This window comes from Thermogemmatispora argillosa, from assembly GCF_059696725.1.
Genome location: NZ_AP019377.1, coordinates 3,686,996 through 3,713,577, shown reverse-complemented (window position 1 = coordinate 3,713,577; position 26,582 = coordinate 3,686,996). Strand labels below are relative to the sequence as shown.

The following is a 26,582-nucleotide window of genomic DNA, read 5'->3' as shown; positions in this document are numbered from 1 at the left end:
CCCCTGTCCTCGCATAGAGAGCTGCACTGGTGAGACACGCAGTGTCAGCCTGACCCGGCAGTGGATGCCCGGGCCGCAGATCCCCGCTGAGTGAGAAAAACTGCACCCGAAAGATGGGGTGGCCATCTTCGGGCGAGCTTCGGGAGTACGGTAGCCATGAACAGGCATATCTTGCTTGGTATCGATCCCGCGATCTCTCCGGCCACCAGGCACGCTATTACGAAAGTTAGTGAGCTGGTTGGGCAGGTTCCTTCCTTCCATTTGATTCTCCTGACGGTCATCCCCATCCCCTATACTGCTTCTCCTTCGCTTGGCATGTATGTTGGTCAAATCCAGCCCCTGCCTATCACCGCCGATCAGCGTAGCGAAGCCGAAGAGGTGCTCAAGCGCGCCCGCCTTGAATTCCAGAAATATGCCATCTCCTCCGAGCGTATTGAGATGATGATTCGCGTCGGTGAGCCGGCTGGGGAGATCGCCAGGGCCGCGCGTGAGCTGGGGGTTGACCTGATTGTTGTGGGCAGTCGTGGCGAGGGCCTGCGCCATAAACTGCGTCGCTTCCTGGTCGGCAGTATCTCCCGCCGCGTACTGGCACTGGCCCCCTGTCCAGTGATGATTGTGATGGCGCCGCCGATTACCCATCCAGGCGATCTGGTCGCGTGGTATCGCAAGGCCCTGACCGCTTATCTGGAGGAGCACACCGGCTCTCTCGCTGTCTTCACCCCCCAGGAGGTGGCTACAATGTTCTTGCCAGCCAACAAAAAGAAGGCCGGGCGGAAAGAGATCGCCGCGGCCACCCTGGCACTTGAGCACCTTGTGAAGAGCGGCAGGCTCTGCCGTCATGAGGTGAAAGGTCAACTGCGCTATGTCAATGACTAGCGCCGAGCGCCCCTTCTCGCCGAGGCCAGCGCTCCTCTCCCCTCCTCGACGCTGGTCTCTTTGTCCCCTTCACATCGCGGGATTTGCCAGTTTGTGCCCCAGGCACTGCGGATCAGCAGGGCAAAGGGACGCCGATCCGCAGTGCTTTGTCTGGCTCTTCCGCCCGCTCCCAAGGCCGAGACGAGCGCTAGACAAACAGATCGCCTAGCGGTCCAGGTCCCCAAGCTGCTGCTGCAAGGCTTCGGGAGAGGTTACCGGGGCCTGGCAGGCAAAATGCTGGCAGACATAGGCCGTCGCTCGCCGATCTTGCTGGGGCCGCTCAGCCACAAGCGGGATGAGCGCCGCAGCGCGTTCCTGTTCGGCGCCAGGCGCGACGCAGGCCAGCACACTATTGGGTCGGTAGCGGCGGTTCACGACGCTGAGCAGCGCGGCGGTCTCCTCACTCTGGGGCTCGCCAATGATGGCGATCTCACGTCCAGGCGAGAGAGCAAAGTCGAGCGCACCCAGGATATGCCCAAAGGCGTGGGGATGCTGCGTCATGATGTCGGCCAGTGCTTGTAGATAGCTCTCTGCTACCTGGCGATAGCGCTCTTCTCCTGTGAAGGCCGCCAAACGTAGGAGCACTTCCGTGGCGACGCTATTACCCGCCGGCGTGGCGTTGTCCATGATCTCTTTTGGCCGACACACCAGGGCCTCCTGATCGCTGCCAGTATCGAAGAAGCCGCCATTTGCAGGATCGGCAAAGAGACGGAGGGCCTCCTCCATTAAGGTCCGGGCCTCACTGAACCAATGCAAGTTGAAGCTGGCTTCGTAGAGGGCGAGCAAGCCATCTGCCAGAAAGGCATAGTCCTCTAGATAGCCGGCCAGATGGGCCCGTCCGTCTTTCCAGGTGCGCTGCAGGCGTCCGTCCTTGCGCAGCGCCGTCAGCAGAAAAGCGGCGTTACGCTCGGCTACTTGCAGATAATCGCTGCGTCCTAGATAGCGCGCGGCTTCGGCGAAGCTGCGGAGCATCAGCCCATTCCAGGCTGTCAGAACTTTCTCATCGCGCCCCGGCTTCACGCGCTGCTCACGGGCGGCTAGCAGCACGGCCCGCCCTCGCTCCAGGGCTTGTTCAAGGCGCTCGCGGCTGACCCCCAGCCGCTCGGCCACGCGCTGGGCATCCGGTTCAGGGACATGGAGAATGTTCTTGCCTTCGAAGTTGCCGCGCGGGGTCACGCCGTACCAGGCCATGAACAAAGCGCCATCCTCGCCCGGCAACAGGCGCGCGATCTCTTCGGCTTGCCAGAGATAGAACTTGCCTTCCTCGCCCTCGCTATCGGCGTCCTGGGTCGAGTAGAAGCCGCCTTCAGGTGCCGTCATCTCGCGCCTGACGTAGTCAAGGGTCTCTTCAGCGATGCGCCGGTAGAAGGGTTTGCCCGTGATGAGATAGGCATGCAGGTAGAGGCGACTGAGCAGCGCGTTATCGTAGAGCATCTTTTCGAAATGCGGAACCAGCCAGCGAGCGTCAACCGAGTAGCGATGAAAGCCACCACCAAGCTGGTCGTAGATGCCACCGCAGGCCATGCGCTGCAGAGTCTGCTCAACCATCGCCAGCTCCGAGCGCTCCCCCTCCTTCACCGCTGGCAGCTCACCGGCGGCGCGATGCAGGTGGACACGTAGCAAAAACTCAAGCGCCATGCTGTTGGGGAACTTGGGAGCGCCGCCAAAGCCGCCGTTGACCGGGTCAAATTCAGCGGCCAGTTCGCGTGCGGCGTTGGCTAGCAGTTCCAGCTGTGGGAGAGGCTGCCCTTGGCTACGACGTAAGAGGGGCGCCCCGCTGCGCTCACGCAGGTATTCGGCCAGGCGCTCGGCCTGCTCTTCGACTTCCTGACGCCGATTCTGATAGGCGTCGGCAATGGTCAGCAGGACACGCGGGAACCCGGCCATCACTTGCCCGCCATAGCGGCGATCTTCGGGCGGAAAGTAGGTTCCGCCAAAGAAGGGCCGGCCATCGGGCGTGAGAAAGACGTTTAGGGGCCAGCCCCCCTGGCCAGTGAGCGCTTGAACGGCCTGCATGTAGATGGCGTCCAGATCGGGCCGCTCCTCGCGGTCTACTTTGATAGGCACGAAGTGACGGTTGATGAGGGCGGCGATCTCTTCGTTTTCGAATGATTCGCGCTCCATGACGTGGCACCAGTGACAGGCAGAGTAGCCAATGCTGAGAAAGATAGGCTTGTCTTCTTGCCTGGCTTTGTTGAGGGCTTCCTCTCCCCACGGGTACCAGTCCACCGGGTTGTGGGCATGCTGGAGCAGGTAGGGACTGGTCTCGTGTATGAGTCGATTGGTATGCTGAGCGCCTCGCGGCGCGCCACTTGCTTCTGTCATGTTGCCTCCCGAGCATTTGCTCGCTTTTCTTCTCAAGGACAGTCCGCTTTCTCCTTTAGATGTCCATTGTACGACATCGGGAGTGGGGTTGCGAGATCGCTGCCTCCATAAGCTCGCCGGCCTCTGCAGCCTAGAGTCTCTTCTCACTCTCAGCGCCAGGGTAGCTCCCTTGACTTTTTGGTGACCACCGACTATACTTTATCCAGAATTTTTTGACCAATTTAGTTCATTTAGTCATTTAGTCAAGATAAGAAGAGAAAGGAGGCCAGGAGGAGTGGCAGGCCAGGCAGAGCAGCCACGACGGCGCGGCAGGGCGCCAACTTCTGCCCAGAAGCGCCAGGCTCGGGCCGAGCGCATCCTTGACGCTGCCGTCAGGTTGATCGAGCGTTGGGGGTACGATAAGACGACCATCGACGACATCGCGCGCGAGGCCGGGGTCGCTAAAGGGACCATCTATCTGCACTGGAAGACGCGCGAGGACCTCTTTATGTCGGTGATTATGCGCGAGGCCCTGGCCGTTATCGAATCGCTGCAGAAGTACATCGCCGAGCATGCTGATAGCTTCGCATTCCATACGCTTTTTCCCTATGCCTTTCTGCTCTACCAGCAGCGTCCGCTGGTGAAAGCACTGCTCACCAACGATGTTAGCCTGCTTGGTTCATTGGCCCAGCATGACTATCTGCAGGGGAATTCTATAGCTCGCCGCAAAGTGCTTTTTGCTCACGCCATCCTGGAACAGATGCAGGCGGAGGGCTTGTTGCGCTCGGATCTGAGCCTTAGGCGCTTAGAATACATGCTAGCGGCCCTCTTTATGGGCTATATGACGCTCGACCCGCTCTGGCCAGAAGAAGAACGCCTCCCACTCGAGCAACAGGCTCAGGATCTGGGCGAGGCTATCCGCCTGTCTTTGGAAAGCCAGCAGCTACTACCCCCAGAAAGGCGCCGCCGTTTGGCTCACGCAGTCAATGAGCATATTGCAGGCTTTGTGGCGGCTATTCGCGCCTATCTGGAGCAATATATTCCAGGCTTTTCAGGAGGAAACACTCATGACGGCTCTGATTCAAGCCAGCGGTCTGACGAAGTATTACGGCCGCAGCCGCGGTATTCTTGACCTGACCTTTGAGATTGAGGAAGGCGAGATCTTTGGCTTCCTCGGACCCAATGGGGCCGGTAAAACGACCACGATCCGCACCTTGATGGGCTTCTTGCGTCCCTCGGCGGGCCGCGCGACCATCGCCGGTCTGGACTGCTGGGCGCAGGCTCCCGCTGTCAAGCGGCTGGTAGGTTACCTGCCCTCGGAGTTCGCTTTTGATCCCAGGCTGACGGGCGCCCAGATTCTCACCTACCTCGGCCATCTGCGCGGCGGCGTCGACCGGGCCTATGTGCAGCAGCTCTGCGAGCGGCTGGATTTCGATCCCAGTAAGCGCTTCCGCGAATATTCACACGGCAACCGCCAGAAGCTGGGCCTGATCCAGGCTTTCATGCATCGCCCTCAACTGCTCATTCTGGATGAGCCAAGTAACGGCCTTGATCCCCTCAACCAGCAGGAGTTTTACCGTATGCTGCGTGAAGTGCAGAGCGAGGGGCGCACGGTCTTCCTTTCGTCTCACATTCTGCCCGAGGTTGAACAGACCTGCAGCCGTGTCGGCATTATCCGCGAGGGACGCCTGGTCGAGGTGAATGAAGTGAACCGGCTCAAGCAGATGCGTCAACAGACGGTCGTCATTAGCTTCCCCGGGCCAGCTTCGCCGGAGTGGTTCCAGGGCCTGCCGGGCGTGACCGCTGTTCAGCTCAATCGCGACGGTCGCGAGCTGCATCTTGACGTTCAGGGCGATCTCCAGGCGGTGATCAAGGCTGCCGCCGCCCACGATGCGCTTAGTCTCATTACACAGGAACCGAGCCTCGAAGAGATCTTCTTGCGCTTCTATCAGGTCGACCAGCCGGTCGCCGCTGGTCGTTAAGTGAAGCCTTGCTTGCTGGTCGCATGGCAGCGGCCAATGATGGGAGGAAAGCACTATGCTGCGCACGATCTGGCTGAAAAGCCTGCGCGAATACTGGATCGCGATCCTCTGCTGGGGCGTCGGCCTGGGATTGCTGATCTACGCTATGTACGCCACCGCTGAGGACGCCCTCAGCGCCGGTGTTACTCAGATTTATCAGTCTTTCAGCTTCTATGGCGATCAGGTGGCCCTCGGTACTATTCCCGGCTACGTTACTTTCCGCGTCTTTGGCACGACTTTGCCAGCCTTTTTGGCTATCTGGGCCATCCTGGCTGGCGCCCGCCTGGTGCGCGGCGATGAGGAGCGCGGCACGCTCGATGTCTTGCTCTCACAGCCTGTTGCTCGCGTACGCCTCTTGCTGGAGAAGCTGCTTGCTTTGATGCTGGCTATTCTCGTGATGATGCTCATCATTAGCGTCTTTATCCTTCTCGGCCAGCTCAGCGCCCACGAGACTGCCGACTACCTGCGCGCTTTGTCGACGGTTCTCAATGTCGGTCTCTTCGAGCTGATTTTCGCTTGCATCGCCCTTTTGATCTCGCAGTTCGTGCGCTGGCGCGGCGCCGCTGCCGGCTGGACGGCGGCGATCCTGGTGATCATGTTCCTGTTTGATAGCGTCGGGCGCGTTCAACACAATTTCGACTGGCTCCGTCATCTATCAATTTTTTACTACTACAATTCCAATAAGCCTCTGATTCCGTCGGTAAGTGCGAACTGGGGGGCGGTGGCGCTGCTGCTCGTGCTCACGCTGGTCCTGATCGCCGCCAGTACTCTGATCTTCGCCCGGCGCGATCTGGGAGGTGTGGCTCTGCAGCTCGCCCTCAATGGGAGGCGATCAGGGGCGGTCGAACGCGGTCGAGCCTTGGCGCGCGCCGCAGGCGATCCATTCCTGCGCTCGCTGGGCCTGCGCACCCTGCGCGCGCAGTTCACGGCCCTCTTCTGGTGGACGGTAATCACCCTCTTCTTTGTCGAGCTTCTGACCTCTCTCATTCCCAGCCTGCTGGACGTCTTCAGAAAGGCCGTGCAGGGCAACCCCGTCATGAGCCAGCTCTTTAGTGGCTATAATGTCGCCACCAACCAGGGCTTTCTGGGCGCCACCGTCTTCGCCTTTGTCCCTGTTGCCCTGACCATCTTCGCCTTGACGTTGGCCCACACCTGGAACCGCGACCTGGATAACGGGCATTTGGAGATTATTCTCAGTACGCCGCAGTCACGTCTCCGCCTGCTCGGTGAACATGCCTCGATGGTCGCGCTGGCCTCGCTGATTCCTCCGCTCGTGATCTGGCTCGGTCTCCTGCTGACGGCCAATATCATCAATCTGCGTATCGACGTCGGCGATACCGCAGCCGCCTGTTTCAGTATGCTGCCGCTGGAATGGCTGGCCGCCGCTCTGGTCTACCTGCTGGCGACACGCCTGTCCGCCGGCCTGACCACAGGCCTCGTTGGTTTCTTTCTGGCTCTCTCCTTCCTGATGGAGTTTCTGCAGCCGATGCTGAAGCTGCCTGACTGGCTGATCAACTTCTCGATTTTCCATCTTTACGGCAGTCCGATGACCGAGGGCATGCGCTGGGGGCCAACGCTGATCATACTGGGTCTGGCTATCGTAGCGATGCTGGCTGCACTTTTCCACTTCAAGGAAAGCAGCCTTGTGACACGGGCCTGACGCGCGTCCGCCCAATTTCGCAGGCGGAGGAGTGAGTATTATCTTGAAACTCCTCCGCCTCTCTGCCAGCCTGTGCCATTGTTTCCTCTATCGCTTCCTTTACCGCTCAGGCCGGAGCGCGCCAGTGGCAGGAGGCCAGCATGTGCTACAATATCAGCGGAGAGAGGAGCCGATACACCTCGCAGGGCTTGCCAGGCGGCGCTTGACTTGCACCCGCTTTGCTCTCTGCCCCAGTAGTCGGCCCGGCTTGCCGTGGCTCCAGTGGCTGGGTAGAGGGCGAGCAGGCGATCGGCTCGGCTCTAGAGCGCTGAGTAAGCCGAAAGATAGACGAATGACCATACAACAACCCTGGACTGCTGTTGTTGCTGCTGCTACCCTGGCGCTGAAAGCACGTGATCCTGTCCTGGCCAGCGCTATTGAGCGCGTGGGACCTTGCACTCTGGTGCCAGACCCCAACCTCTTCGAGGCGCTGGTTGACGCCATTATTTCACAGCAGATTTCCGTCCGGGCCGCCGATGCGATCATGGCCCGTTTGCGCTCATTGCTGCCTCCTGGCCCTATCCAGGCTCAGCCTCTTGCTAACCTCGATCAGAGGCAACTGCAGGCGGCTGGCCTCTCTTCCCAGAAGATCCGCTATGTACGCGATCTGTGTGCGCGCGTTCTGAGCGGTGAGCTTGACCTGCAGCAACTCCCTGCCCTCGATGATGAGGCTGTCATTCGCGCTTTAACCGCCGTCAGAGGCATCGGGCGCTGGACCGCTGAAATGATCTTGATTTTCTCGCTGGGCCGCCTCGATGTCTGGCCCGTCGATGATCTGGGGCTGGCTGAGGGCCTCCGCCTCCTCTATGATCTGGAGGCACGGCCTACGCGCAAGGAACTGCTGGCCTTCGGGGAGCGCTGGCGACCCTATCGCACCGTTGCAACCTGGTATATCTGGCGCATACGACGCTTGTCGCTGCAAGACAACCGGAGTAAAACCCGTATTGTCTCGCTCTAAACGATTTGTCTATTCTCGCTGAGAGACATCAGAGCTGGCTATGGAGAGGGATGAACTGGAAAACTACTACGCTATCCTGGGTGTCCCGGCGGACGCCGATCAGGAGACGATCAAGCGCGCCTATCGGCAGCTAGCGCGGCGCTATCATCCTGATCTGGCTGGGCCGGAAGGCGCAACGCAGATGAAACGCATCAATCGTGCCTATGCGGTTCTAGGAGATCCACAGAAGCGGCAGCAGTACGACGTGGCTCTCAGGGGCGTGCTGGATGTGCGCAGCGGCTTGCTGCGCCCCCGTCGGCGTCCGCAGCGCGTTGATCCTCGGGAGGAGCTAGAGTTTGCCAGCCTGAGCATCTTCAGTACACGCGGTCCCTTGCATGCCGGTGCTCGCTTTCAGACATCCCTCGGAGTCATTTCAGCCTTGGGCAGCGTGCACACTGAGGATGACGATCTCTATATTGCCGCCGGCACGCTGGACGGCCAGGGCGCCATTTGGAGTCTGGCCCGTCACGCTCAGCTCTCTCAGTTTCGGGCCGATCCGGCACTGACGGTCGAATCGCTGCGAGAATTGCGCTTCTCGCCACACGGTAGGCTATTGGCTGGCTGGGGACGCTTGGGTCTGCATGTCTGGGAGACACAGAGTGGCTCGCTGGTCTGGAGCTATCCTTTGCAGCAGCGCACCGTCTTCGACCACTATACGCTTGATTTGGCCTTCGTTGAAGAGAGCACCGCGGCTACTACACCACCACCGGAGTCGGGCCAGAGCACTCGCCGCCTGGGCTTGCGCCTCGCCCTCCCTTATCAAGCTGAGGACCCTCGTACACCCCGGAAGGCCGGGGCCCGCGCCACTGACGTTTTGTTGTATCAGCCTGGCCAGAGTCCTGGCCCTCGGGAGAGCCTTGTTTGCATTGAAGAAGAGCTTGAGAAGCGTCAGTTTTGGGCTATCCGCCTGCGCGCCCTCTCGCGCGACACGCGCTCATTGCTCACGCTCTCCTGTGGCCATACTCCAGAGAGCCAGGAGGAGGTGATCATTGTTCGACGCTGGGATCTTACAGCGCGCACACGCTTCGGTAACCGTCTCCGTCCACGCATTGTTTCCTCTGTGCTGGCTGGAACGTGTAGCGATTGTGCTCCGCCGTATGCCGTGACACCCGACTTGCAGGCGGTCGCCTTCGCGTCCAGACAGGAGCGCAATCGCGTGCGTGTACAGGACCTGCGCGCCGCTACGTACTATGATCTGACCGTCGGTACTCTGGGGGGCACTTCGCGTCTAGCGCTTTCCGACGATGCTAGCTGGCTGGCCGTGGCTCGCGAAGATAGCGAGCTGAATGAGGGCGTGGTTGAGCTATGGTCGTTGGCTGCCGGGCAGCTCGTGCAGAAGCTCTATCACCCCTGGCAGATCAGCGCTCTCCATTTCGCTGATCACCGCCTGCTTGTTGCTTTGACTGACGGCACAATCCAGCTCTGGGAATGAAGTAAGCTCCATCGGCCATGACATCTTGTCTTGTCTATGCGCCATCCCTCTGGCCCTTCAGAAGAAAAAAACTCTATTACGGTGATTTCTCTCCAAAGATGGGTATCATGAATAATGAGAGTAGGTAGCATGAATAGCAGCCAGAGTATGCGCTCCCCATGCTCCTCACCCTTCTGCACCGGGAAGTGAGGTTACTGCGAGCATGCGTGTTTCAGTGGTTGTGCCTGTCTACAACGAGGAAGCCACGGTAGCCCGGCTACTGGAAGCGCTGGCCAGGGTGCCCCTTGAACTAGAGGTTGTCATTGTCGACGATGCCTCCACAGATCGCACCTGGGATATCCTCCAAACGTTGCGTCAACGTCCACCTTTCGATCGCTACTGTTATGTGCGCCACAGTCACAACCAGGGAAAAGGTATGGCCCTGCGGACGGGCCTCGGCTATATCACGGGCGATCTGGTTCTGATCCAAGATGCAGACCTGGAGTATGATCCCCAGGATATCCCCCTGCTCGTTGAGCGCTGGCTCAGGGCCGGCCAGCCGCTCGCTGCCGTCTATGGCTGCCGCGATCTCTCTCGGCAGCAGTGGCTGATACGTTGGGGGAATCGCTTCTTGACGATGCTGACCAATCTCCTCTATGGCTGTCGCCTCTCGGATATGGAGACGTGCTATAAGCTCATGCCGCGCGCGGTCGTGCAGGCTCTCCCCCTAGAAGGACGCCGCTTTGAGATCGAGCCAGAGATCACTATCTACCTGGTACAGGCCGGCCTCACGATCCTGGAGGTCCCCATTCGCTATAACCCTCGCAGGGCTAAAAAGCTTTCGCCGTGGCGCGATGGCTGGCCCGCACTGATGATGCTCCTGCGTCGCCGTCTGGCCAGGCCCTTTCGTTTGCCTGCTACTCTGACCTGTCAGCAGCCAGTAGCCGGGGCTGATCGCCCAGACGACCAGATGAGAGGCTTGCCAGAGGTTATACAATAAGAGGAAGGTTCTCTCACGACAGGTCAGCGGTCACAGACCGCCGTGCGTTGTCCGGCAAAGCGGGGCACCGCTAGCAGAGGCCCCGGCCAACGAGGCCCGTTCAGGCAGGCCAGTGCTTTCTTTAGCAAGCAAGATCGGCAGGAGAGTGCTATGGCAGAGCGTCCAAAGATCCTCGTGACCCAGCGTGTACCCGACGTGGCCTATCCGCCTCTGGAGGCCATCGGCGAGGTGGAGGCCAATATGGAAGAAGGGGTCATCTGGCCCTACGAAGAGTTGCTCCGCCGCGGCCCTGGTCATGACTATATTTTTTGTTTGCTTACCGATCAGATCGATGCCCGCTTTCTGGAGGCTTGCGCTTCGGCTACGCCGCGGCTCAAGATGGTGGCCAATATGGCCGTCGGTTACAATAACATTGATGTCGAGGCTGCTACCCGCCTGGGGATCGCTGTCAGCAATACACCTGGGGTGCTCTCAGATACCACCGCAGACCTGGCCTTCGGCTTACTGATCGCCGTGGCTCGCCGTATTCCCGAGGCCGAACGCTTTGTTCGCGCCGGTAAGTTTAAAGGGTGGGGTCCGCTACTCTTCTGTGGCGCCGATGTGCATCACGCTACTCTGGGCCTTATCGGCGCTGGACGCATCGGGAAAATCGTGGCGAAGCGCGCTAGTGGCTTCGAAATGCGTGTCCTCTACTACGACGTCTATCGCCTACCTCCCGAGGAGGAGGCCGCCTATCATCTCACCTACGCCCCGCTGGACGAGCTCCTGCGCGAATCCGACTTTGTCAGTATCCACACTCCTTATCTGCCCTCAACGCATCATTTGATCGGCGAACGGGAGCTGTCGCTGATGAAACCAACGGCCTATCTGATCAACACTTCGCGTGGACCTGTTGTCGATGAAAAGGCCCTGGTTCGCGCCTTGCAGGCGAAGCAGATCGCTGGCGCTGGCCTGGACGTCTATGAGCATGAGCCGGCCATTGAGCCAGAGCTGCTGACTATGGAGAATGTGGTTTTGCTGCCACACATTGCCAGTGCCTCCTACGCGACACGCAATCAGATGGCCCTGATGGCGAGCAATAATATTGTGGCTTACCACGAGGGGCGCCGGCCTCCTAATCTGGTCAATCCCGAGGTGCTGGGTTAAGTCTGGCCTGCGCGATCCCTCCAGCCTCCTTTCTCTCCTGCCAGGCCGGGAGCACGAGGCGGACACGTCCGCCTGGCCAGTCTCCGACCCAGGAGAGCTGCCGGCAGCTACGCTGCAGCGCAGGAGCTTACGCTCTAGCGGATAGTTGACTTTTGCTGCAGACTCTTCTACTATGTCTTTAGCATTCAGCCATCCTCCGCTGAACTGAGGAGCGGGAGGATGCAGACTTTCAGAGAGGGGTGCCTGCACACAGTGAAGCGCACGGGTACGTTGCTGGCCAAGGAACCAGGCCTACGGGCCTTTATTGGTGGCGAGGAACATCCTTACGTGCGTTGCATTATTGCCGATCTCAATGATCCCACACGACATTTTGAGTGCCGTGTGCTTGATGAGGACGACTTGCCGGTGGCAGTTGGAGAGCCGATTACCCTGGAAATTGTCAGGGCGATTACCGATCGCCGCAGTGGACAGGTTCGCTTTGATTGCCGCCTGGTGCAGTAGTCATTTTGCGTGCCGGCACCCGCTGATTGGGCCTGTTTGCCATGCGACCAAGTCGAGAAGACTGAGCCAGGCCACATGGAAAGAGCAAGGACGCTCTGTCCACTAGAGAAGGAGCCTGATCCCTGGTCAATCTCGCTCTCTCTCTGGCCAGTCGGTCAGCCATCCCTCGGACGCAAAGGAGGCACTCAAGCAATGGAAGTCGCAGCGCCGCACTATGCTGGATCTCGCTATGCGTGCCTCCGTTACTTATCGTTGCATTTAGTGCAATCTGGTAGAATTTGCTGCTACCGGAACGACATGGGAGAGGAGCAGCCATGACCTGCACACAATGCAAGACAGAACTCCCAGCCTATGCCGCAGTCTGCCCTCAGTGCGGTACAGCAGTGATATCAGGAGCGTCAGCGTATTATTCGTATCTCCCTAGCGATGCCCCCGCCTGGCCGCGAGATCCGCGCGAGGTTTCCAGCTCCGTGATGCTTGCCAGCAATCCGGCAGTTCAAACACCAAATGCTGCTTTGCCTGGCCAGGCTCGTCCTGAGAAGCGCTTTGCCCGTTGGTTGACCGTGATCGCCGTGCTGCTGCTGAGTTGTCTGCTCGGCGTTGGCGCTACCGTGGGGCTGCTCTGGGCAGATGGCTATTTCGCCCCGCGGGCCCCTGTGCGCAGCGTGCCTTTGCCCAGCCAGACACCGGCGGCGACCCCAGTGACAGGCTCCCAAAGCTCGTCAACAGACATTCTGCCTACGCCATCTTCCTTCAAGCCTCTGAGCACTGCTAGCAGCCAGTCCCTGGGTCTGACCATAAACCTGCCTCAAGACTGGGTCGAGGGTCAGCTGAATACCTCCAGTAGCGGCCTCAAGACGCTCGCCCTCACTCCACCGCAGAGTCTTTCGATACCTTTGACCTTACTCATTGCCCAATTCCCGAGCGACGCCAACCAGTTCTTCTCTAGCGGGCACGATCTGGACCAGTTTCTGATTCAGGACTTTGCCCAGGCCAATAGTTTGAGCAACCCCCAAACCCTGACCAATACGCCGAAGACACGCACCCTCGGCGGACAGACCTGGAGCGAGGACGATGTGAGCTTTCCCCTCAACAACAATCAAAGTCTGCACCTCGTGACTTTGAGCGTCCTCTACAAGCAGCACTACTACAGTCTCGAGTTTTACGCCAGTGGCGATGTCTTTGATGAGGCCATGCAGAAGTACTATAATCCGATGCTCGACTCGCTGCACTTCCTTTCATAGGTGAAGGATAAGCGAGGCCTCCCCTCCCTCGCCGTCTCTTCTCGGCAGGGAGGAAAGGCCTCGCTAGCATCTATCCCCGTCCCAACGAGCCGGGGTGAAGCGGTTTGAAGAGCGCTAGTACTCAGGCATAGAAGGAGCAGCAGATTTCTCTTTCTCGGGCACGTCGGTGATGAGGGCCTCGGTCGTCAGGATCATGGCCGCGATGCTGGCCGCATTCTGCAGGGCCGAGCGGGTCACTTTGGCCGGATCGGTGATGCCAGCGGCGATCATATCCTCGTAGCGATCCAGCAAGACATTATAGCCATAGTTACGGTTGTTATGCTCGCGCTGAGCGCGCAGGATACCCTCAACCACGACCGAGCCATCTTTACCGCCATTGATCGCAAGCTGGCGCACTGGCTCCTCAAGGGCCCGACGCAGGATCTTCACCCCGGTTGCGGCGTCGCCAGTCAGCTCCAGCTTATCCAGGGCCTCAATCGCATTCAGCAAAGCCACGCCCCCACCGGGGACGATGCCCTCCTCGACCGCGGCGCGGGCCGCCGACAGAGCATCCTCAACGCGTGTCTGGCGATACTTCTGCTCCACTTCCGAGCCAGCGCCGACCTTGATCAGCGCCACGCCGCCAGCCAGCTTCGCCAGGCGCTCCTGTAGTTTCTCGCGATCGTAGTCGCTGGTGGTCTCCTCGATCTGGGCCTTGATCTGGCGGATACGAGCCTGGATCTCGGCAGGGTTGCCGCGGCCCTCAACGATAGTCGTCGTATCCTTGGTCGCCACCACGCGGCGGGCCTGGCCGAGGTCCGCTAGCGTCACCGAATCGAGGCGGCGCCCCATCTCCTCGCTAATCACCTGACCGCCGGTCAGCACAGCGATATCGCGCAGCATCTCCTTACGGCGATCGCCGAAGCCGGGCGCTTTGACGGCCAGGACATTCAAGACGCCACGCACCTTATTGACTACCAGCGTTGCCAGAGCATCCCCATCGACATCCTCAGCAATGATCACCAGCTCCCGCCGACCCTGCTGCGTGATCTTTTCCAGCACGGGCAGAATGTCGGCCACGGCGCTGATCTTGCGATCGGTAATCAAGAGATAGGGATTCTCAATCGCGGCTTCCTGCTTCTCGTTATTAGTCACAAAGTAAGCCGAGACAAAGCCCTTATCGAGCTGCATGCCCTCGACAAACTCTGTCTCGAAGCTGGTGCCGCGCGAGGCTTCCACGGTGATCACGCCGTCCTTGCCGACCTTGTCCATGACATCGGCGATCAACTTGCCGATTGTCTCGTCAGCCGCGGAGTTGGTCGCAATGTGCGCAATATCTTCCCGCGTCTGAACTGGCACCGCCACCGAACGAATGTAGTTGACTACGGCCTCTGTGGCGCGATCGATGCCATACTTGAGCTGCATTGGATTGGCGCCGGCGGCCAGGTTCTTCAGGCCTTCAGTCACGATGGCCTGGGCCAGAACAGTGGCAGTCGTCGTACCATCTCCGGCGACATCGTTGGTCTTGGTCGCCGCCTCCTTCAGCAGCTGGGCCCCCATGTTCTCAAAGGGGTCCTCTAGTTCGATCTCCTTGGCAACTGTGACGCCGTCGTGGGTAATGGAAGGAGCTCCAAACTTCTTATCGAGGGCGACATTCCTCCCTTTGGGGCCAAGGGTCACCTTGACGGCCGCCGCAAGCAGGTCGATCCCGCGCTTCAGAGAACGACGCGCCTCACTGTCAAATACAAGCTGTTTCGCCATCTATAAATTGTTCCTTCCTCTCTATCGTGCTTGCTTGGCTAGGGATTGGTCAATCAATGGCCGCGCGCTCCCCCTTCAAGGGAAGAGTGGACCACCAACGGCTGGGAGGGTGTTATGCGACAGGGGTCAGTCAGCTCAGAACGGCGAGAATATCACTTTCTTTCAGTACCAGGTACTCCTCACCATCGAGCTTGAACTCTGTGCCACTGTATTTGGCAAACAGCACCCGGTCACCCTCGCGCACCTCTAACGCCGCTCGCTCTCCATTATCAAGCAGCCGACCACTTCCTACGGCGACGACTGTCCCTTCTTGGGGCTTCTCTTTGGCTGTGTCAGGAATGACAATTCCGCTCTTGGTGACCTCTTCTCTGGCCGCGGGCTTCACTACCACACGGTCGCCAACAGGACGAATCTTCGCCACGAACGTCTTCTCCCTTTCTTCCGCTAGTTTTTGCTGCTTTGCTCTCCAGGTCGGACCCAGCATCTACATCCTGCATGTACACAGGCGAACAAAAGGGGGCTGCTAGACAGGTCAGTCTCTTTTTGGAAGAGTCATGCTCTTCTCTTCCCTTTCCGCCTGCCACTCTGGCTCACTTAGATCAGGCGCCTTCCTCTCGCTGTCTCATGGCCTGAGCACCGGGTATGCCATGACGAAACAGCGCCCAGTCCCATGCAATTCCACGATCAGCACCTTCGATCGCTCAGTCACAGGACGGGGAGACAGCAGAACCGGGGGACCACAGGAGCCAATGGGTCAGTCACTCGCAAGTATCTAGAAGAAGCCAGCTCAGGATGAACTGTTTTCCATTCCGTGCGACTGGACACCATCCTGCTCCTCATGCTCAGGCATGTAGTGGATCACTCCAGAGATGTTGACCGAGTGATACTGTGAGTAGTCACAGCTGCAAGGGCCCCCAGCGGCACACCCGCTACAGCAGTAGGCCTTGCCCTGCACAATCGTTGGAGACCAGCGGATCTCGATGTCGCAGTTCGCACAGCGCAGCGGCTGCGGCGCCCGCTGAGCACTTTGACCAGCGTTCCCTTGTGACCGATTGCTCGCTGCGTACATGGGTCCTCGCCTCTCCTTGCTGTCCAAGCAACACCTGAGCCTGCTTTGAGTATGCCATATTCCTCATTAGAGCTGCGTAGGAAAAGCATTAGAGGAGCGTAGGAAGAGTGTTAGAGGACTGTTAGAATCTCTTGCCAGGTTGCCCGCTCTTTCGCCATCTCGCCAACGGCCAGGCTATGAGCAGCTAGAGACAGTAACGGTCACCCTCTGAATGAGTGGGACTAGTGTCGCCAGTGTGGTTGATCCCTCGCCAGGATCGTTTTATATAGAGTACCTGACTGATAGACTGGAGTTCGGGGCCTCGGGCCCCCTTGGGACAAGGCAACTGACCTGACAGCAGCGAGCAGAAGGGTTGCCAGGTGCTTCCTGCACTGCGTTGGAGATTGGCAGAGGACAGGGGAATTGCCCGGATCAGCGCGGCACGCTTCGCCCGGTTGCGGCGATGGTTCGCGATGCTCCGGCTAGAGGATCACTGACTGACTGACTGCGGTGCGGTGGTTGAGCCTTTTACACTGGAAGGGGAGAGGATGGGCTGCCTCGAGTTGTCTTTGGCTGCTCAGATTCTGGCTGGAGGTCCCGGCGGGGGATGCAGGGGACTCGCTTCGCCAGGCCGCTGGTTCTTCTCTCCGCTCCGGGGAACAGTGGTCTGCCTGGTCTGGACCCTGCGGCCTGGCCGGGGAAGCCGGAGGATCGAGCAGCCAGCTTAGTTTCAGTTGATGGCGCGCCGCTCTGCTTGCAGGCCAGCAAGGCGTGAGGAGGGCCAGCTATCAGCCGTTATGGGGGATTGAGCATCCTCCATGCTGCTTCATGGCTCGCTATCGGCAGACCACCACATTCCGCCTGGATGCCAATCTCTCTTTGTGCGTTCTCTGCGTGCACTGCCCATGTGAGCCAGGCTCGGCCTTTAAGCCTGGCTCATCTAGCCAACGCTCTGCCAGGGCTTTGGCTGTGCCCAGCCTGTCAGCATGTGGCTCGCCTTTAGCAATGTCTCAGGCGATGATCGTCAGGTCTGTGCCTTGCCATGTTATTGATCACTTTGCTGGTGAATCTGCCATAGTGCTATGCATGATAGTGAAGCGAAGCAAATAGATGAAGCATCTTTGAGCAGCACTTCAGTTGGCGCCCATCTTCAGCAGGCGGTAGAGTTCCAGCGCTCACAGCTTCCAGCTCAACAGGCTCCTGGAGTTGGTCAGGCCAGTGCTCCGATCGGCGTTTTTGATTCGGGCGCTGGCGGGCTGACCATTCTCAGTGCTCTTCGGCAAGAGCTACCCGCTGAGGACTACATCTACGTCGGTGACACTGCTCATTGCCCTTATGGTCTGCGCAGCGAGGCGGAGATCATCCAGCTCGTGCTGGCGATCAGTCGCTTTTTGGTAGAACGCGGGGTTAAACTGATCGTTGTGGCCTGTAATGCCGCCTCACAAGCCGCTCTGGCTACTCTACGCGCCACCTTTCCTGTACCGTTTGTAGGGGTGGTGCCGGCTGTGAAGCCAGCAGCTCAGCTAACACGTAAGGGACGCATTGGTATCATCGCCACTAATCAGGCAGCGCGCTCGCCCTATCTGCAGCAATTGATCGCTAACTTCGCTCGCGATATCGAAACCTATACTCATGGCTGCTCCGAGCTGGTGACCCTTGTCGAGCGCGGAGAGCTGGATACGCCGGTGGCTGAGGAGGTTGTACGCCAGGCCTTGAGGCCAGTGCTGAGCAAGGATATCGATGTGCTGGTTTTGGGATGTACCCATTTTCCCGCTTTGCGCCCAGTCATCGAGCGCGTGGCAGGCAGCGACGTTCAGGTCATCGATAGCGGCTCCGCTATCGCTCGTCGCACACGCTTCGTGCTGGAAGCCGCTTCACTGCTGAAGCCAGCGAGCCAGCAGGCCCCTGCCCTGCCTGCTGGCAATCTGGAAGTGTGGTGCAGCGGCGACCCCGCCTCTTTCCGTGAAATTGCCTCTAGAATTCTGGGTTATCCCGTGGTGGTGCGCCAGGCCAGCCAGCTTGCTCAGATCACTGCCGCCGCAGCTTGTGAGGAAAGGGAAGAGTGATCGGAATGAACAGCCGCCGTCTGTCTCAGGTGCTTAAAGAATATGCTGCCGGCCCTCAACTTGGTGAAATCGGTATGACTGATAGCGGGTCTTTGCGCCTACGGATTGCACGTTACATTTCAACTGTTCTGGCACCTTTCTCTATCTCTTTGCCGCTTGTAATGTCAGTGGCTCTCTATCATAGCCCAGATCCTGGCCACGCTTTGGCCTGCGCTCTCATCGCTCTTTTTTTCCTAAGTCTGGGTCCTCTGCTCTATATTGCGATTGGTGTCCATACCGGTCGGCTCTCCGACCTGGATATCACGCGTCGCTCTGAGCGCCTGGGACCTTATCTGTTTTCTATCTCCTCGGCCACGGTCGGCCTTTTCGTCCTGCAGGCCCTTCACGGTCCCTATAATTTGATGACGTTGCTGATCATTACAATTATCAGCGGCATCGTCATGCTCTTCATTACGCTTTGGTGGAAAATCAGTGTGCACGCCTCATCGATGGCCAGCGCTGCTACTCTGCTGACCGCTATGTACGGCTCCGTCATGCTTCCCCTCTTCCTGCTGTTGATCCTGGTAAGCTGGTCAAGGGTGGCTCTGCGCCGGCATACGGTGGCTCAGGTGACGATCGGTGCCCTGCTGAGCATTTTGCTCACAACACTGATTCTCAGACTGCGTGGACTCTAAGTAAGAGAAGAGAAGATGAGGCCTGCGTTGGTTGCTGGTGGAGAGGAGAGAGAGAAGAGAGCAAGAAGGAAAAGTCGGGCTGGAGACAGAAGGACTTCGTAGACAAAAGCCTCTGTTTGCTTCACTATTTAGGGCAGGAAAGCTGTCCAGCCGTAAGTGACTGTGAACAGCCTTCCCTGCCCTCGTTGCCCTTATACCTACGCTGGCACTTGCTCAGGTAAAGCATGATCAACCAACCGCCCAGCCGGCTCAGCCAGCACGGCACTGCAACGCTAATGCTTCAGCAGAGCGTCGTGAGGTCGCGCTGCCGCTTGACTGCGCTGGACGATCGATCCTCCTCACGCCTGAGCTGCCTCATCGGCTGCCGGTCGCAGTGGCGCTCGTCGCCCCAGCCCGCTCCGGTTCAGGCAAGCGCGGCGCGGAGGGCGTTGCTGCCAGCGCAGCCAGGCGCTGACGGGCGCGAATAGCTGGCGCCATTGCTCGCCGAGTCGAGGCGGTTGTAGCCCGGCTCACGACCCAGAAGAAGCCGAAGAGCATCAGCCAGTTGACGACGCCCAGGACGACCAGGAAGACCAGATTCGAGGCTCCCAGGGCATTCAGCACCAGATAGAGGGCCCCGGTGAGAACGATATTGACGAGTGTCGTAGGGATGAGAATCAGCCAGGCAAACTGCATCAACTGATCGGCGCGCAGGCGCGGCAGCGTGGTCCGCACCCAGATGAACACGCCACAGAGCAAGTAGATCTTGAGGATAAAGTAGAAGAGCGCGAGCAGATTGCCGAGCACCTGCCAGCCGATAGCCATGCCAGGCGCTGTCAGGAAGGCCACTCCAGGGCCTGACCAGCCTCCGAGGAAGAGCATGGCTGTGATCGCCGACACGATCGTCATGTTGCCATACTCACCAAGGAAGAAGAGGGCCCAGCGCATGCCGCTATACTCGGTGAGATAGCCCGCCACTAGCTCTGATTCAGCCTCGGGCAGATCAAAAGGCGAGCGGTTCGTTTCAGCCAGGCCGCAGGTATAATAGGTCACCACAAGCAATGGCTGCACCAGAATGAACCAGGCCCAGGGGGTAAACCCTTCGAAGATGAAGTCCCAGACTGGGTTACCCTTGCCTGGCCAATTCTGGGCCATCTGGAAATTCATAATGTCCTTGATGGCAATTGTGCCGATGCCGCTGTCGCGCAGGATGCTGGTCAGCATAATCACGCTGACCAGAGAAAGAACCAGCGGCAGCTCGTAAGAGATCATCTGGGCCGCGGAGCGGAGGCCTCCGATGAGGGCATACTTATTGTTCGAGCCCCAGCCCGCCATGATCACGCCCACTACATCCAGCGAACTCATGGCAATCAAGTAGACGATACCGGTCGCTAACGGCGCGCCCGGCAGGCTGATATAGGGCGAGAATGGCAGCACAGCGAACGAGGCAATGACCGGGGCGAGGAAGACAGAGGGTGCCAGAATAAAAACAGCCTTATCGATTTTTCCAGCATGAATATCTTCTTTGAGCAGCAGTTTACCCACATCGGCCACCGTCTGCAGCAAGCCCCACGGTCCCGTATGTAATGGGCCATAGCGGTCCTGCATCCAGGCCATCACCTTGCGCTCGGCCAGGATTAGAATGACCGCGCTTGTCATCACGAAGCCAAAGATGGAAGCAAACGCAACCACGAACTGGAGAAACTCCCAAGAAAGGATGCCGTGGAGGAGCTGCTCCCACCAGACTTCGGCTAATACAACTCCACCGGACATAGATACACTCCACTCTCTTACCTTACATCAAAGCGCCAGGGCAAGCCGCCCACCCCGCCCATCTCGCTTTAGCGACCACATCGCCCTTGCAGCCGCAGCAGGCAAGCGGCAGGCGTGAGCACCCCTTGTCGCTAGCTCAACTCAGGCGAGGCAGTGGGCGGCGCTGTTTCTTCTCTTGCCCGAGAGCGTTAACGATCGACCTCTCCCAGAACGATATCCAGGCTTCCCAGAATGGCTACGACGTCGCTCATCTTATGCCCGCGCAGCAATTCGGGCAGAATCTGGAGATTCACAAAGGAAGGACCGCGGATCTTGGCCCTCCACGGATACTCACTGCCATCGCTGATAAAGTAGATCCCCAGCTCCCCCTTGCTGCTCTCAATCGCGAAGTAGGTCTCGCCACGCGGCGGACGGAGCGCGATGGGCGTCCGCGTCGAGATCGGACCTCCAGGGAGCTGATCCATGGCCACCCGCACCAGGCGCAGGCTCTCAGCCATTTCCTGCATGCGTACCCGATAGCGAGCATAGCAGTCGCCTTCTTGGCGGACCTGGGGATTGACCTTGATCTCGCGATAGGCCATATATGGGCGGTTGACCCGCAGGTCCCAATTCACGCCACTCGCACGCAACATCGGGCCGGTCAATCCATAAGCGATGGCCTGCTGGGGATCAACATAGCCGACACCTTGCGTGCGGGCTTCGAAAATTTCGTTGCCTGTGATCAGCGTCTCCAGCTCCTGCAGATTCTTTTCAAACTGATTGCACCAGGCTTCACACTGCTGGAGCCAGCCTTTGGGGAAATCATGCAGGACACCGCCAACGCGCATATAGTTGACATTGAAGCGGCTCCCTCCGAGAGCCTCGAAGAGTGAGAGAATCCCCTCGCGATCGCGGAAGGTCCACAGGATCGGCGTAAAGGCTCCCAGATCCAGTAGATAGGTACCGATAGCCACCAGATGGCTGGCAATGCGCTGCAGCTCATTAGTGATCAGGCGAATATATTGGGCACGCCGCGGCGGCTCGATCCCCATCAACTGTTCGACCGCCCCAACGTAGGCGGTCTCATTGAGCATCGGTGAGAGATAGTCGGCATTGTCCATATAGCGGATGCCGGCCATCACTGTGCGGTTCTCCAGGATCTTTTCAATGCCGCGATGGAGATAGCCGATGACCGGCGTACAATCCACCACTGTCTCCCCTTCCAGGGTGAGGACGAGGCGCAGAACCCCGTGAGTGCTCGGGTGCTGCGGCCCCATGTTCAGAATCATTTCTTCGGAGCGCAGCTCGCCGGGCGCGACCCCTTCGAGGGGAGGTCTATTTACACCTTGATTGGTCGCCATAGCTTCCTCGCAGCTCTTTACAGCTCTTCAATCTCACTCGCTCACTTACTCAGCCAGTAAGGAGTAGAGTAGTAGAGGTAGTCAGCCGTATCCCTTGTGTCTGCAGCGGGCAGGTGAAAGGCTCGCCTGATCCTGCCTTAAGCCGGCGCCACGACCTGGCTCCTCACCTCCATTGGGGGCGTGCCTCCTACCTCTCTTGTGCCGCTACCGGCTCGCTGACGGCCAGGTAACCAGCGGGCAGCAGGGCCTCTATTCGCGTCGGCCAGACCAAATCGGCAGGCATGGGCCTCTTTTCTTCAGTTCAGGCGGGCAAGCACATAGGCAGGGCGCCGGTGAGCTGCTCAGCGCTGCCGCCTCCTCACTCTGGCGAGGCGCAGGCTAAAGTTCATAGTCCAGAGCAGCGCCAGAAGCGCCGCCATTGCAGCATAGAGAAGGCGATTCGGGTCCTGCTGCAAGTGCACATAAAAGACGATCGCCAGGCACCAAAAAGCGAGAGCCAGAAAGAGAGACCAGATCAGGCTACGTAACTCAGGAGCGGAAAAGCCTCCAGACAAGCGCTCGCTGGGCCGCGGCTGCTGCCCTGCGCGAGGTAGCTCGCCTGCTTCAGCGCTCCTTGCGGCATCTGTAGCTTTCCTAACGCTGGTTCTCTTGCTGCGTCCCCCGCTGCTGGCCATTAGCGAGTCTGGCCCCCCGTTGAACTGGAGCGTGTCTGCTCTTCTGCCTCTTCTTCGTGCTCGTGAGCGTGGGAAGCATGGCCAAAGGTCGGAGTTCCTGGATGCAGCCTCTCTAGCTTGCCCTGACCAAACTTCTTCTGTACCACATGCTCAACCCCACGCTGCTGATACTGGCCAGCAACCGCCATATTGGGATCAACCTGCGTCGTTGCTGGCGGCTTGACGGTCAGAGGCACCTGGTGGAAGCTCTTGCGCAATGGATGCCCCTCAAAGTCATCATCGAGCAGCATGCGCCGCAGATCAGGATGCCCAGTAAAGCGGATGCCAAACAGATCGTAGGTCTCTCGCTCCAGCCAGTTAGCCGTTGGCCACACCGAAACTACGCTGTCTACCTCCGGGTTCTCGGCATCCAGACGGACCTTGATCTGCAAGAGCGAGCCGCGCGTGGTCGAACGCAGATGATAGACCGTTTCCAGGTGGTCAAGCATGTCAACCCCAGAGATACAGCTGAGCAGGTCAAACCCAAGCTGATCCCGGAGAAAACGACAGACGGCTACCAGATGTGCGCGATCAACTTCGATGCCCAGATAATTGCCTCTCATCACCCGTGGCGTCACCGGCTGACCAGTGATCTGCGCCAGGGGCGCCAGGTCACGCGCAAGCTCGGCTAGCTCGTCGCTGTAGTCGGCAGCGCTCGGAATCTGCGAAACACGCGGTACTATATCCATCGGATCACTCCCTTGCGCCAGGCATAGACCAGACCGAGCGCGAGCACAAGAATGAAGAAGAGTATCTCAAAGAAGCCAAAGATACTCAGACTTTTGAAGAGGACAGCCCAGGTGACAATAAAGACAATATCGACATCGAAGGCAACGAAGAGTAAAGCAAAGATATAAAATCCCAGGGGATACTGAACCCAGGCTGAACCGATCGGGACCTCGCCCGACTCATAGGTCTGCAGCTTCTCCTGAGTTCTGCGCCTGGGAGCCAGCAGATTCGCGACCGTCATCGTGATCAAAACAAAGGTGAAGCCGGCGGCCAGCAGAATCGCGGCGTAAAGATAACCCGTACTGGTAGTTAGTGACACACGCCTTCCTCCAGCTCTTGGACCCTTGTTTATGAAGAAAAAGAGGGTCAGAAGATGCTGCAAAGATTATAGCACAGGGTTGAACAGGCGACAAACTGACCGCTCGCCCTCACCCTCTCTGACCTAGCAGAGCTACCACCCAGGGGACCCAAAAGCAAAGCGCCAGGAGGGTGCCTCTCTCTCCTGGCGCGCCTCTGCTGCTGCGGTTTCAGCCCTGCGGTAGGGTCGGAAGAGCAAACTGATCGGGCTGAGCCAGCACTTGCAAGTCTGGCGTAGTTTGCGCGCGTGCGCTTTCCACGAGCTGGACCACAATGACAGAGATATTATCCTCACCACCTCCATCGAGGGCGAGCTGGACCAGATCGTCGACGAGTCGCTGCGGCTCAGCAGGTTTGCGTAGTACTGCCTCGATATGGGGATCACGCGTCATATCCCAGAGGCCATCGGAGCAAAGCAAGAGTTTATCGCCGGGCAGCAGCTCCTCTCGGAAAGGATCTACTTCGACAACTGGCTTTTCACCTAAGCTGCGATAGATCTGGTTGCGCTTCGGATGCGTATAGATATCCTCGGGCTTGATGATGCCAGCTTCCACCAGGCTGGCAACGACCGAGTGATCCTGTGTCACTTTCTTGAGGCCCCTGCCTTCCCGATAGAGATAGGTGCGACTATCGCCGACATTGGCCACGTACGCCACAGAACCGACAATCAGGGCCGTGGTCATGGTCGTGCCCATATCGGCATGCTCGCGCTGGTTCTGCTCATGGACGGCCTGATTGGCTGACTGAACCCCCTCTACCAGGAGACGTTGATAGTCATTGCTGCTCAGCTCGCGCTCACGGACCAGGGAAGGCAGGACATAGTCGACGATGGTTTGGATGGCCAAACGACTGGCATCCTGCCCATTGGCATGGCCTCCCATGCCATCAGCCACTACAAAGAAGCCCCAGGGCTGCACTTGTCCATTAATGCGTCTTCCGCCAAGTATAGCTAGCAGACTGTCCTCATTCGGTTTATGGCGCCTCTTGATACCAGGATCGGTACGATGACCAACCAGCAGCTGGAAACTCCTCATCCGCTGTTTTCCTCTTATGGCCTGGGTTTTATCCGCCGGCATGGCCGCACTGGGGGAGAGAATGGCCTGCGTCGGCTGCTCGCTGAGTGGCGGCAGGACAAAGGTGGGCTGATCGCTGAGTGAGGACTGCAGGACGGACTGCGAGGGGGATTGAGGCCCAGGCGCCGATAGGGCGGCGGTCGGCGCCTCTCCGGCCTCGGGTGCGGACATAGGAGGTGCCGGCTGAGCAGCCGCCTCGGGAGACACCAGGGCCCGTAGACGCAGCCCCGAGGTCGATGGTGAGAGTAAGATACCACACGAAGGACAATATTCGCTGCCCCGACTGACCGGCTCCTTGCAAGCTGGACACTGGAGCACGGCGGTAGGCCCTACCGAGGCCGCCGGGCGTTCGCTCCTCTCTATCTGCCCCTGCGGCTGTGGCAACGCACCAGCCCCAGCCTGCGCTCTGGATTGCCGTGGTGTCTGGAAGGTCCTCACCCGCTGACGCTGGCGCTCCGCTTCCAGGTCGGCCTGACGCTTGGCCTCCTCCGCCTCTTTCCAGAAGCCTTCCGCCTCCCGGCGCATCCTCATGCGCCGTACCATGAGCGTGATTAGCAGAATCAGGAGGAGGAGCAGCAGCACACCGGCAGCCCCCGCCCACATAAGGAGCGGGAAGCCCAGCAAGGTGGTTTCGCCGCTCAGCGCCGGAAGCTGGGTTTGGGTCTGGCTGACGGCTTGAGCCTGGAGGCGCTGATTAATTAGCTGTAGGAATTCCTGAGCTCCACGGAGCTGGCTGTGGCTCAGCGCGAGGACCTGCTGAAATTCGGCCTTGGCCTGGCTATATTGGTTACGATAATAGGCTTGGATACCGGCCCGCCAGTGCACGAGCAGCTGATTAGCCGGCGTTGCAAGCAGGTTAAACCCTCGCAGGAGGGTACTCACTTGACCCGCATCGCTTGTCCCGTCGCCCAGCACCTGTAGTCCGACTACCTGGCCCAGTTGATTAATAACGGGCATGCCCGCTTCTTGCTCCCCACTAGGTGTCGAAGTGGCGGTATTGACCGGTCGCTCTTGTCCCCCAACGAGCATGGGGGTCAGAAAAGCTGGCGCCTGACTGGCTTGAGCAGGCAGGCTACCGCTGCTATCTGTCAGCTCCAAACCAAACGTCGTCTGGCTCTCCTGGGAGAGCGGGGCCAGATCGGCATAAGGTAGAGCATAGGCACTATGGAAAGGCACGAGCACCAGCGCATGAGCGCAGTTCAGTTCTAGCGGGCAGCTACTTCCCCCACTTGGGAGCAATTGGCCATGATTCGAGCATATCAAGGAAGAACCAGCACACGTAATGTGAGCCAACAAGCTCGCTAGTCCCGTCGTGCTGCTATAGATATCGATCGAGACTAGCCGATCAGGGAGACCGTTTGTGCTGCCGCTATTTCCACAGAGACGCTGTCTGCCCACCAGGTCACCATCGGTTAAGAGCCACGTATTCAGATCGTCTGTTCCCTGCGGCTGCCAGCTTTTGACAAGCACACCCAAGCCTGTACATTGGGTTCCGGGCAGACCCAGCGGCAACGGCTGATCAGCCAGGGTGCCGCTCTGCGAAGGACGTGTGAGGGGCAGCTGACTGCTCTGGCCAGGCACATAGGTCACCAGTAAACGCACTACCGCTGCTCCTACAAGGTCAAGCGCTTGATTCTTCCCAACGTCGACGCTCCCGTCCCCAGGAGCAGCGATTGCAGCAACAGGCCACAGGAGCTGTAAGGCGATGAGAAGGATAGCAAGCAAGGGACCAAGCACGCGTGACAGCAGGCCGATGCCTTTCCTTTCCGCAGAACACAAGTGATATGTACTCATCGGCACTTTCTCCCTTACATCCAAAGCTGACGGAATGCGCCGAAGGAGCGCACGATTT

The 26,582-nt window shown here is 59.0% G+C and carries 21 protein-coding genes; 12 read left to right on the top strand and 9 right to left on the bottom strand.

Translation table 11 applies throughout. The annotated features are described in order from the left end of the window. The first annotated feature begins 156 nt into the window (after window positions 1-156). Window positions 157-876 carry a universal stress protein gene (locus AC6H1L_RS14470; RefSeq protein WP_497598194.1) on the top strand — a complete coding sequence of 240 codons (720 nt, stop codon included), beginning with the start codon at window positions 157-159 and terminating at the stop codon, window positions 874-876. Between the two features lie 204 nt (window positions 877-1,080). Here the strand turns inward: AC6H1L_RS14470 and AC6H1L_RS14465 are convergent, their stop codons facing one another. Continuing rightward, entirely contained in the window at window positions 1,081-3,240 is a 2,160-nt protein-coding gene (locus AC6H1L_RS14465) for a thioredoxin domain-containing protein (RefSeq protein ID WP_497598193.1), read from the bottom strand. Between the two features lie 274 nt (window positions 3,241-3,514). On the opposite strand from AC6H1L_RS14465, the gene AC6H1L_RS14460 reads away from it, so the two are divergent. The 9 genes from AC6H1L_RS14460 to AC6H1L_RS14420 all read left to right on the top strand — a co-directional run bounded on the left by AC6H1L_RS14460 (window position 3,515) and on the right by AC6H1L_RS14420 (window position 13,238). After that, a complete protein-coding gene (locus tag AC6H1L_RS14460) occupies window positions 3,515-4,351 on the top strand; it encodes a TetR/AcrR family transcriptional regulator (protein ID WP_497598192.1) in 837 nt (278 codons plus the stop codon). Then, the gene (locus AC6H1L_RS14455) at window positions 4,287-5,201 is read left to right on the top strand and encodes an ABC transporter ATP-binding protein (RefSeq protein ID WP_497598191.1); all 915 of its coding nucleotides are present in this window, start codon (window positions 4,287-4,289) and stop codon (window positions 5,199-5,201) included. Before AC6H1L_RS14460 ends, AC6H1L_RS14455 begins: the two co-directional genes overlap by 65 nt. Window positions 5,202-5,256: 55 nt before the next feature. Then, window positions 5,257-6,900, top strand: coding sequence for a DUF2705 family protein (locus AC6H1L_RS14450; RefSeq protein ID WP_497598190.1), 1,644 nt, complete (start codon window positions 5,257-5,259; stop codon window positions 6,898-6,900). A gap of 331 nt (window positions 6,901-7,231) precedes the next feature. Next, a complete protein-coding gene (locus tag AC6H1L_RS14445) occupies window positions 7,232-7,897 on the top strand; it encodes a DNA-3-methyladenine glycosylase family protein (protein WP_497598189.1) in 666 nt (221 codons plus the stop codon). A gap of 40 nt (window positions 7,898-7,937) precedes the next feature. Continuing rightward, the gene (locus tag AC6H1L_RS14440; protein WP_497598188.1) at window positions 7,938-9,368 is read left to right on the top strand and encodes a DnaJ domain-containing protein; all 1,431 of its coding nucleotides are present in this window, start codon (window positions 7,938-7,940) and stop codon (window positions 9,366-9,368) included. Window positions 9,369-9,570: 202 nt separating this feature from the next. Continuing rightward, window positions 9,571-10,347 carry a glycosyltransferase family 2 protein gene (locus tag AC6H1L_RS14435; protein ID WP_497598187.1) on the top strand — a complete coding sequence of 259 codons (777 nt, stop codon included), beginning with the start codon at window positions 9,571-9,573 and terminating at the stop codon, window positions 10,345-10,347. A 150-nt stretch (window positions 10,348-10,497) separates the two neighbouring features. Next, window positions 10,498-11,493, top strand: a complete 996-nt coding sequence (locus AC6H1L_RS14430; RefSeq protein ID WP_497598186.1) for a 2-hydroxyacid dehydrogenase — start codon at window positions 10,498-10,500, stop codon at window positions 11,491-11,493. A gap of 219 nt (window positions 11,494-11,712) precedes the next feature. Continuing rightward, the gene (locus AC6H1L_RS14425) at window positions 11,713-11,994 is read left to right on the top strand and encodes a hypothetical protein (RefSeq protein ID WP_497598185.1); all 282 of its coding nucleotides are present in this window, start codon (window positions 11,713-11,715) and stop codon (window positions 11,992-11,994) included. 473 nt (window positions 11,995-12,467) lie between these two features. Further along, a complete protein-coding gene (locus AC6H1L_RS14420) occupies window positions 12,468-13,238 on the top strand; it encodes a hypothetical protein (protein ID WP_497598184.1) in 771 nt (256 codons plus the stop codon). A 114-nt stretch (window positions 13,239-13,352) separates the two neighbouring features. Here the strand turns inward: AC6H1L_RS14420 and groL are convergent, their stop codons facing one another. The 3 genes from groL to AC6H1L_RS14405 form a co-directional block, all read right to left on the bottom strand. After that, window positions 13,353-14,978 (bottom strand): chaperonin GroEL, encoded by a 1,626-nt coding sequence (groL, locus tag AC6H1L_RS14415; RefSeq protein WP_497598183.1) that lies wholly within the window; start codon window positions 14,976-14,978, stop codon window positions 13,353-13,355. Between the two features lie 130 nt (window positions 14,979-15,108). Next, complete coding sequence (gene groES / locus AC6H1L_RS14410) at window positions 15,109-15,399, bottom strand: co-chaperone GroES (RefSeq protein ID WP_497598182.1); 291 nt, start codon at window positions 15,397-15,399, stop codon at window positions 15,109-15,111. Window positions 15,400-15,765: 366 nt separating this feature from the next. Beyond that, window positions 15,766-16,047 carry a hypothetical protein gene (locus AC6H1L_RS14405; protein ID WP_497598181.1) on the bottom strand — a complete coding sequence of 94 codons (282 nt, stop codon included), beginning with the start codon at window positions 16,045-16,047 and terminating at the stop codon, window positions 15,766-15,768. Window positions 16,048-17,147: 1,100 nt separating this feature from the next. Between AC6H1L_RS14405 and murI the strand changes: the two genes are divergently transcribed. Both murI and AC6H1L_RS14395 read left to right on the top strand, forming a co-directional pair. Next, window positions 17,148-18,092 carry a glutamate racemase gene (gene murI, locus AC6H1L_RS14400; protein WP_497598180.1) on the top strand — a complete coding sequence of 315 codons (945 nt, stop codon included), beginning with the start codon at window positions 17,148-17,150 and terminating at the stop codon, window positions 18,090-18,092. 5 nt (window positions 18,093-18,097) lie between these two features. Next, window positions 18,098-18,766, top strand: a complete 669-nt coding sequence (locus AC6H1L_RS14395; RefSeq protein WP_497598179.1) for a phosphoesterase PA-phosphatase — start codon at window positions 18,098-18,100, stop codon at window positions 18,764-18,766. Between the two features lie 354 nt (window positions 18,767-19,120). On the opposite strand, the gene AC6H1L_RS14390 is transcribed toward AC6H1L_RS14395, so the two are convergent. The 5 genes from AC6H1L_RS14390 to AC6H1L_RS14370 all read right to left on the bottom strand — a co-directional run bounded on the left by AC6H1L_RS14390 (window position 19,121) and on the right by AC6H1L_RS14370 (window position 26,524). After that, window positions 19,121-20,518 (bottom strand): complex I subunit 1/NuoH family protein, encoded by a 1,398-nt coding sequence (locus AC6H1L_RS14390; RefSeq protein WP_497598178.1) that lies wholly within the window; start codon window positions 20,516-20,518, stop codon window positions 19,121-19,123. Between the two features lie 188 nt (window positions 20,519-20,706). Continuing rightward, window positions 20,707-21,858 (bottom strand): NADH-quinone oxidoreductase subunit D, encoded by a 1,152-nt coding sequence (locus AC6H1L_RS14385; RefSeq protein WP_151727299.1) that lies wholly within the window; start codon window positions 21,856-21,858, stop codon window positions 20,707-20,709. 673 nt (window positions 21,859-22,531) lie between these two features. Continuing rightward, on the bottom strand, window positions 22,532-23,260 hold the full coding sequence (locus AC6H1L_RS14380) for an NADH-quinone oxidoreductase subunit C (RefSeq protein ID WP_497598177.1): 729 nt from the start codon (window positions 23,258-23,260) through the stop codon (window positions 22,532-22,534). Further along, on the bottom strand, window positions 23,251-23,619 hold the full coding sequence (locus AC6H1L_RS14375) for an NADH-quinone oxidoreductase subunit A (RefSeq protein ID WP_297160537.1): 369 nt from the start codon (window positions 23,617-23,619) through the stop codon (window positions 23,251-23,253). The genes AC6H1L_RS14380 and AC6H1L_RS14375 overlap by 10 nt, the downstream gene beginning before the upstream one ends. A 208-nt stretch (window positions 23,620-23,827) precedes the next feature. Further along, entirely contained in the window at window positions 23,828-26,524 is a 2,697-nt protein-coding gene (locus AC6H1L_RS14370) for a protein phosphatase 2C domain-containing protein (RefSeq protein WP_497598176.1), read from the bottom strand. Window positions 26,525-26,582 lie beyond the last annotated feature (58 nt).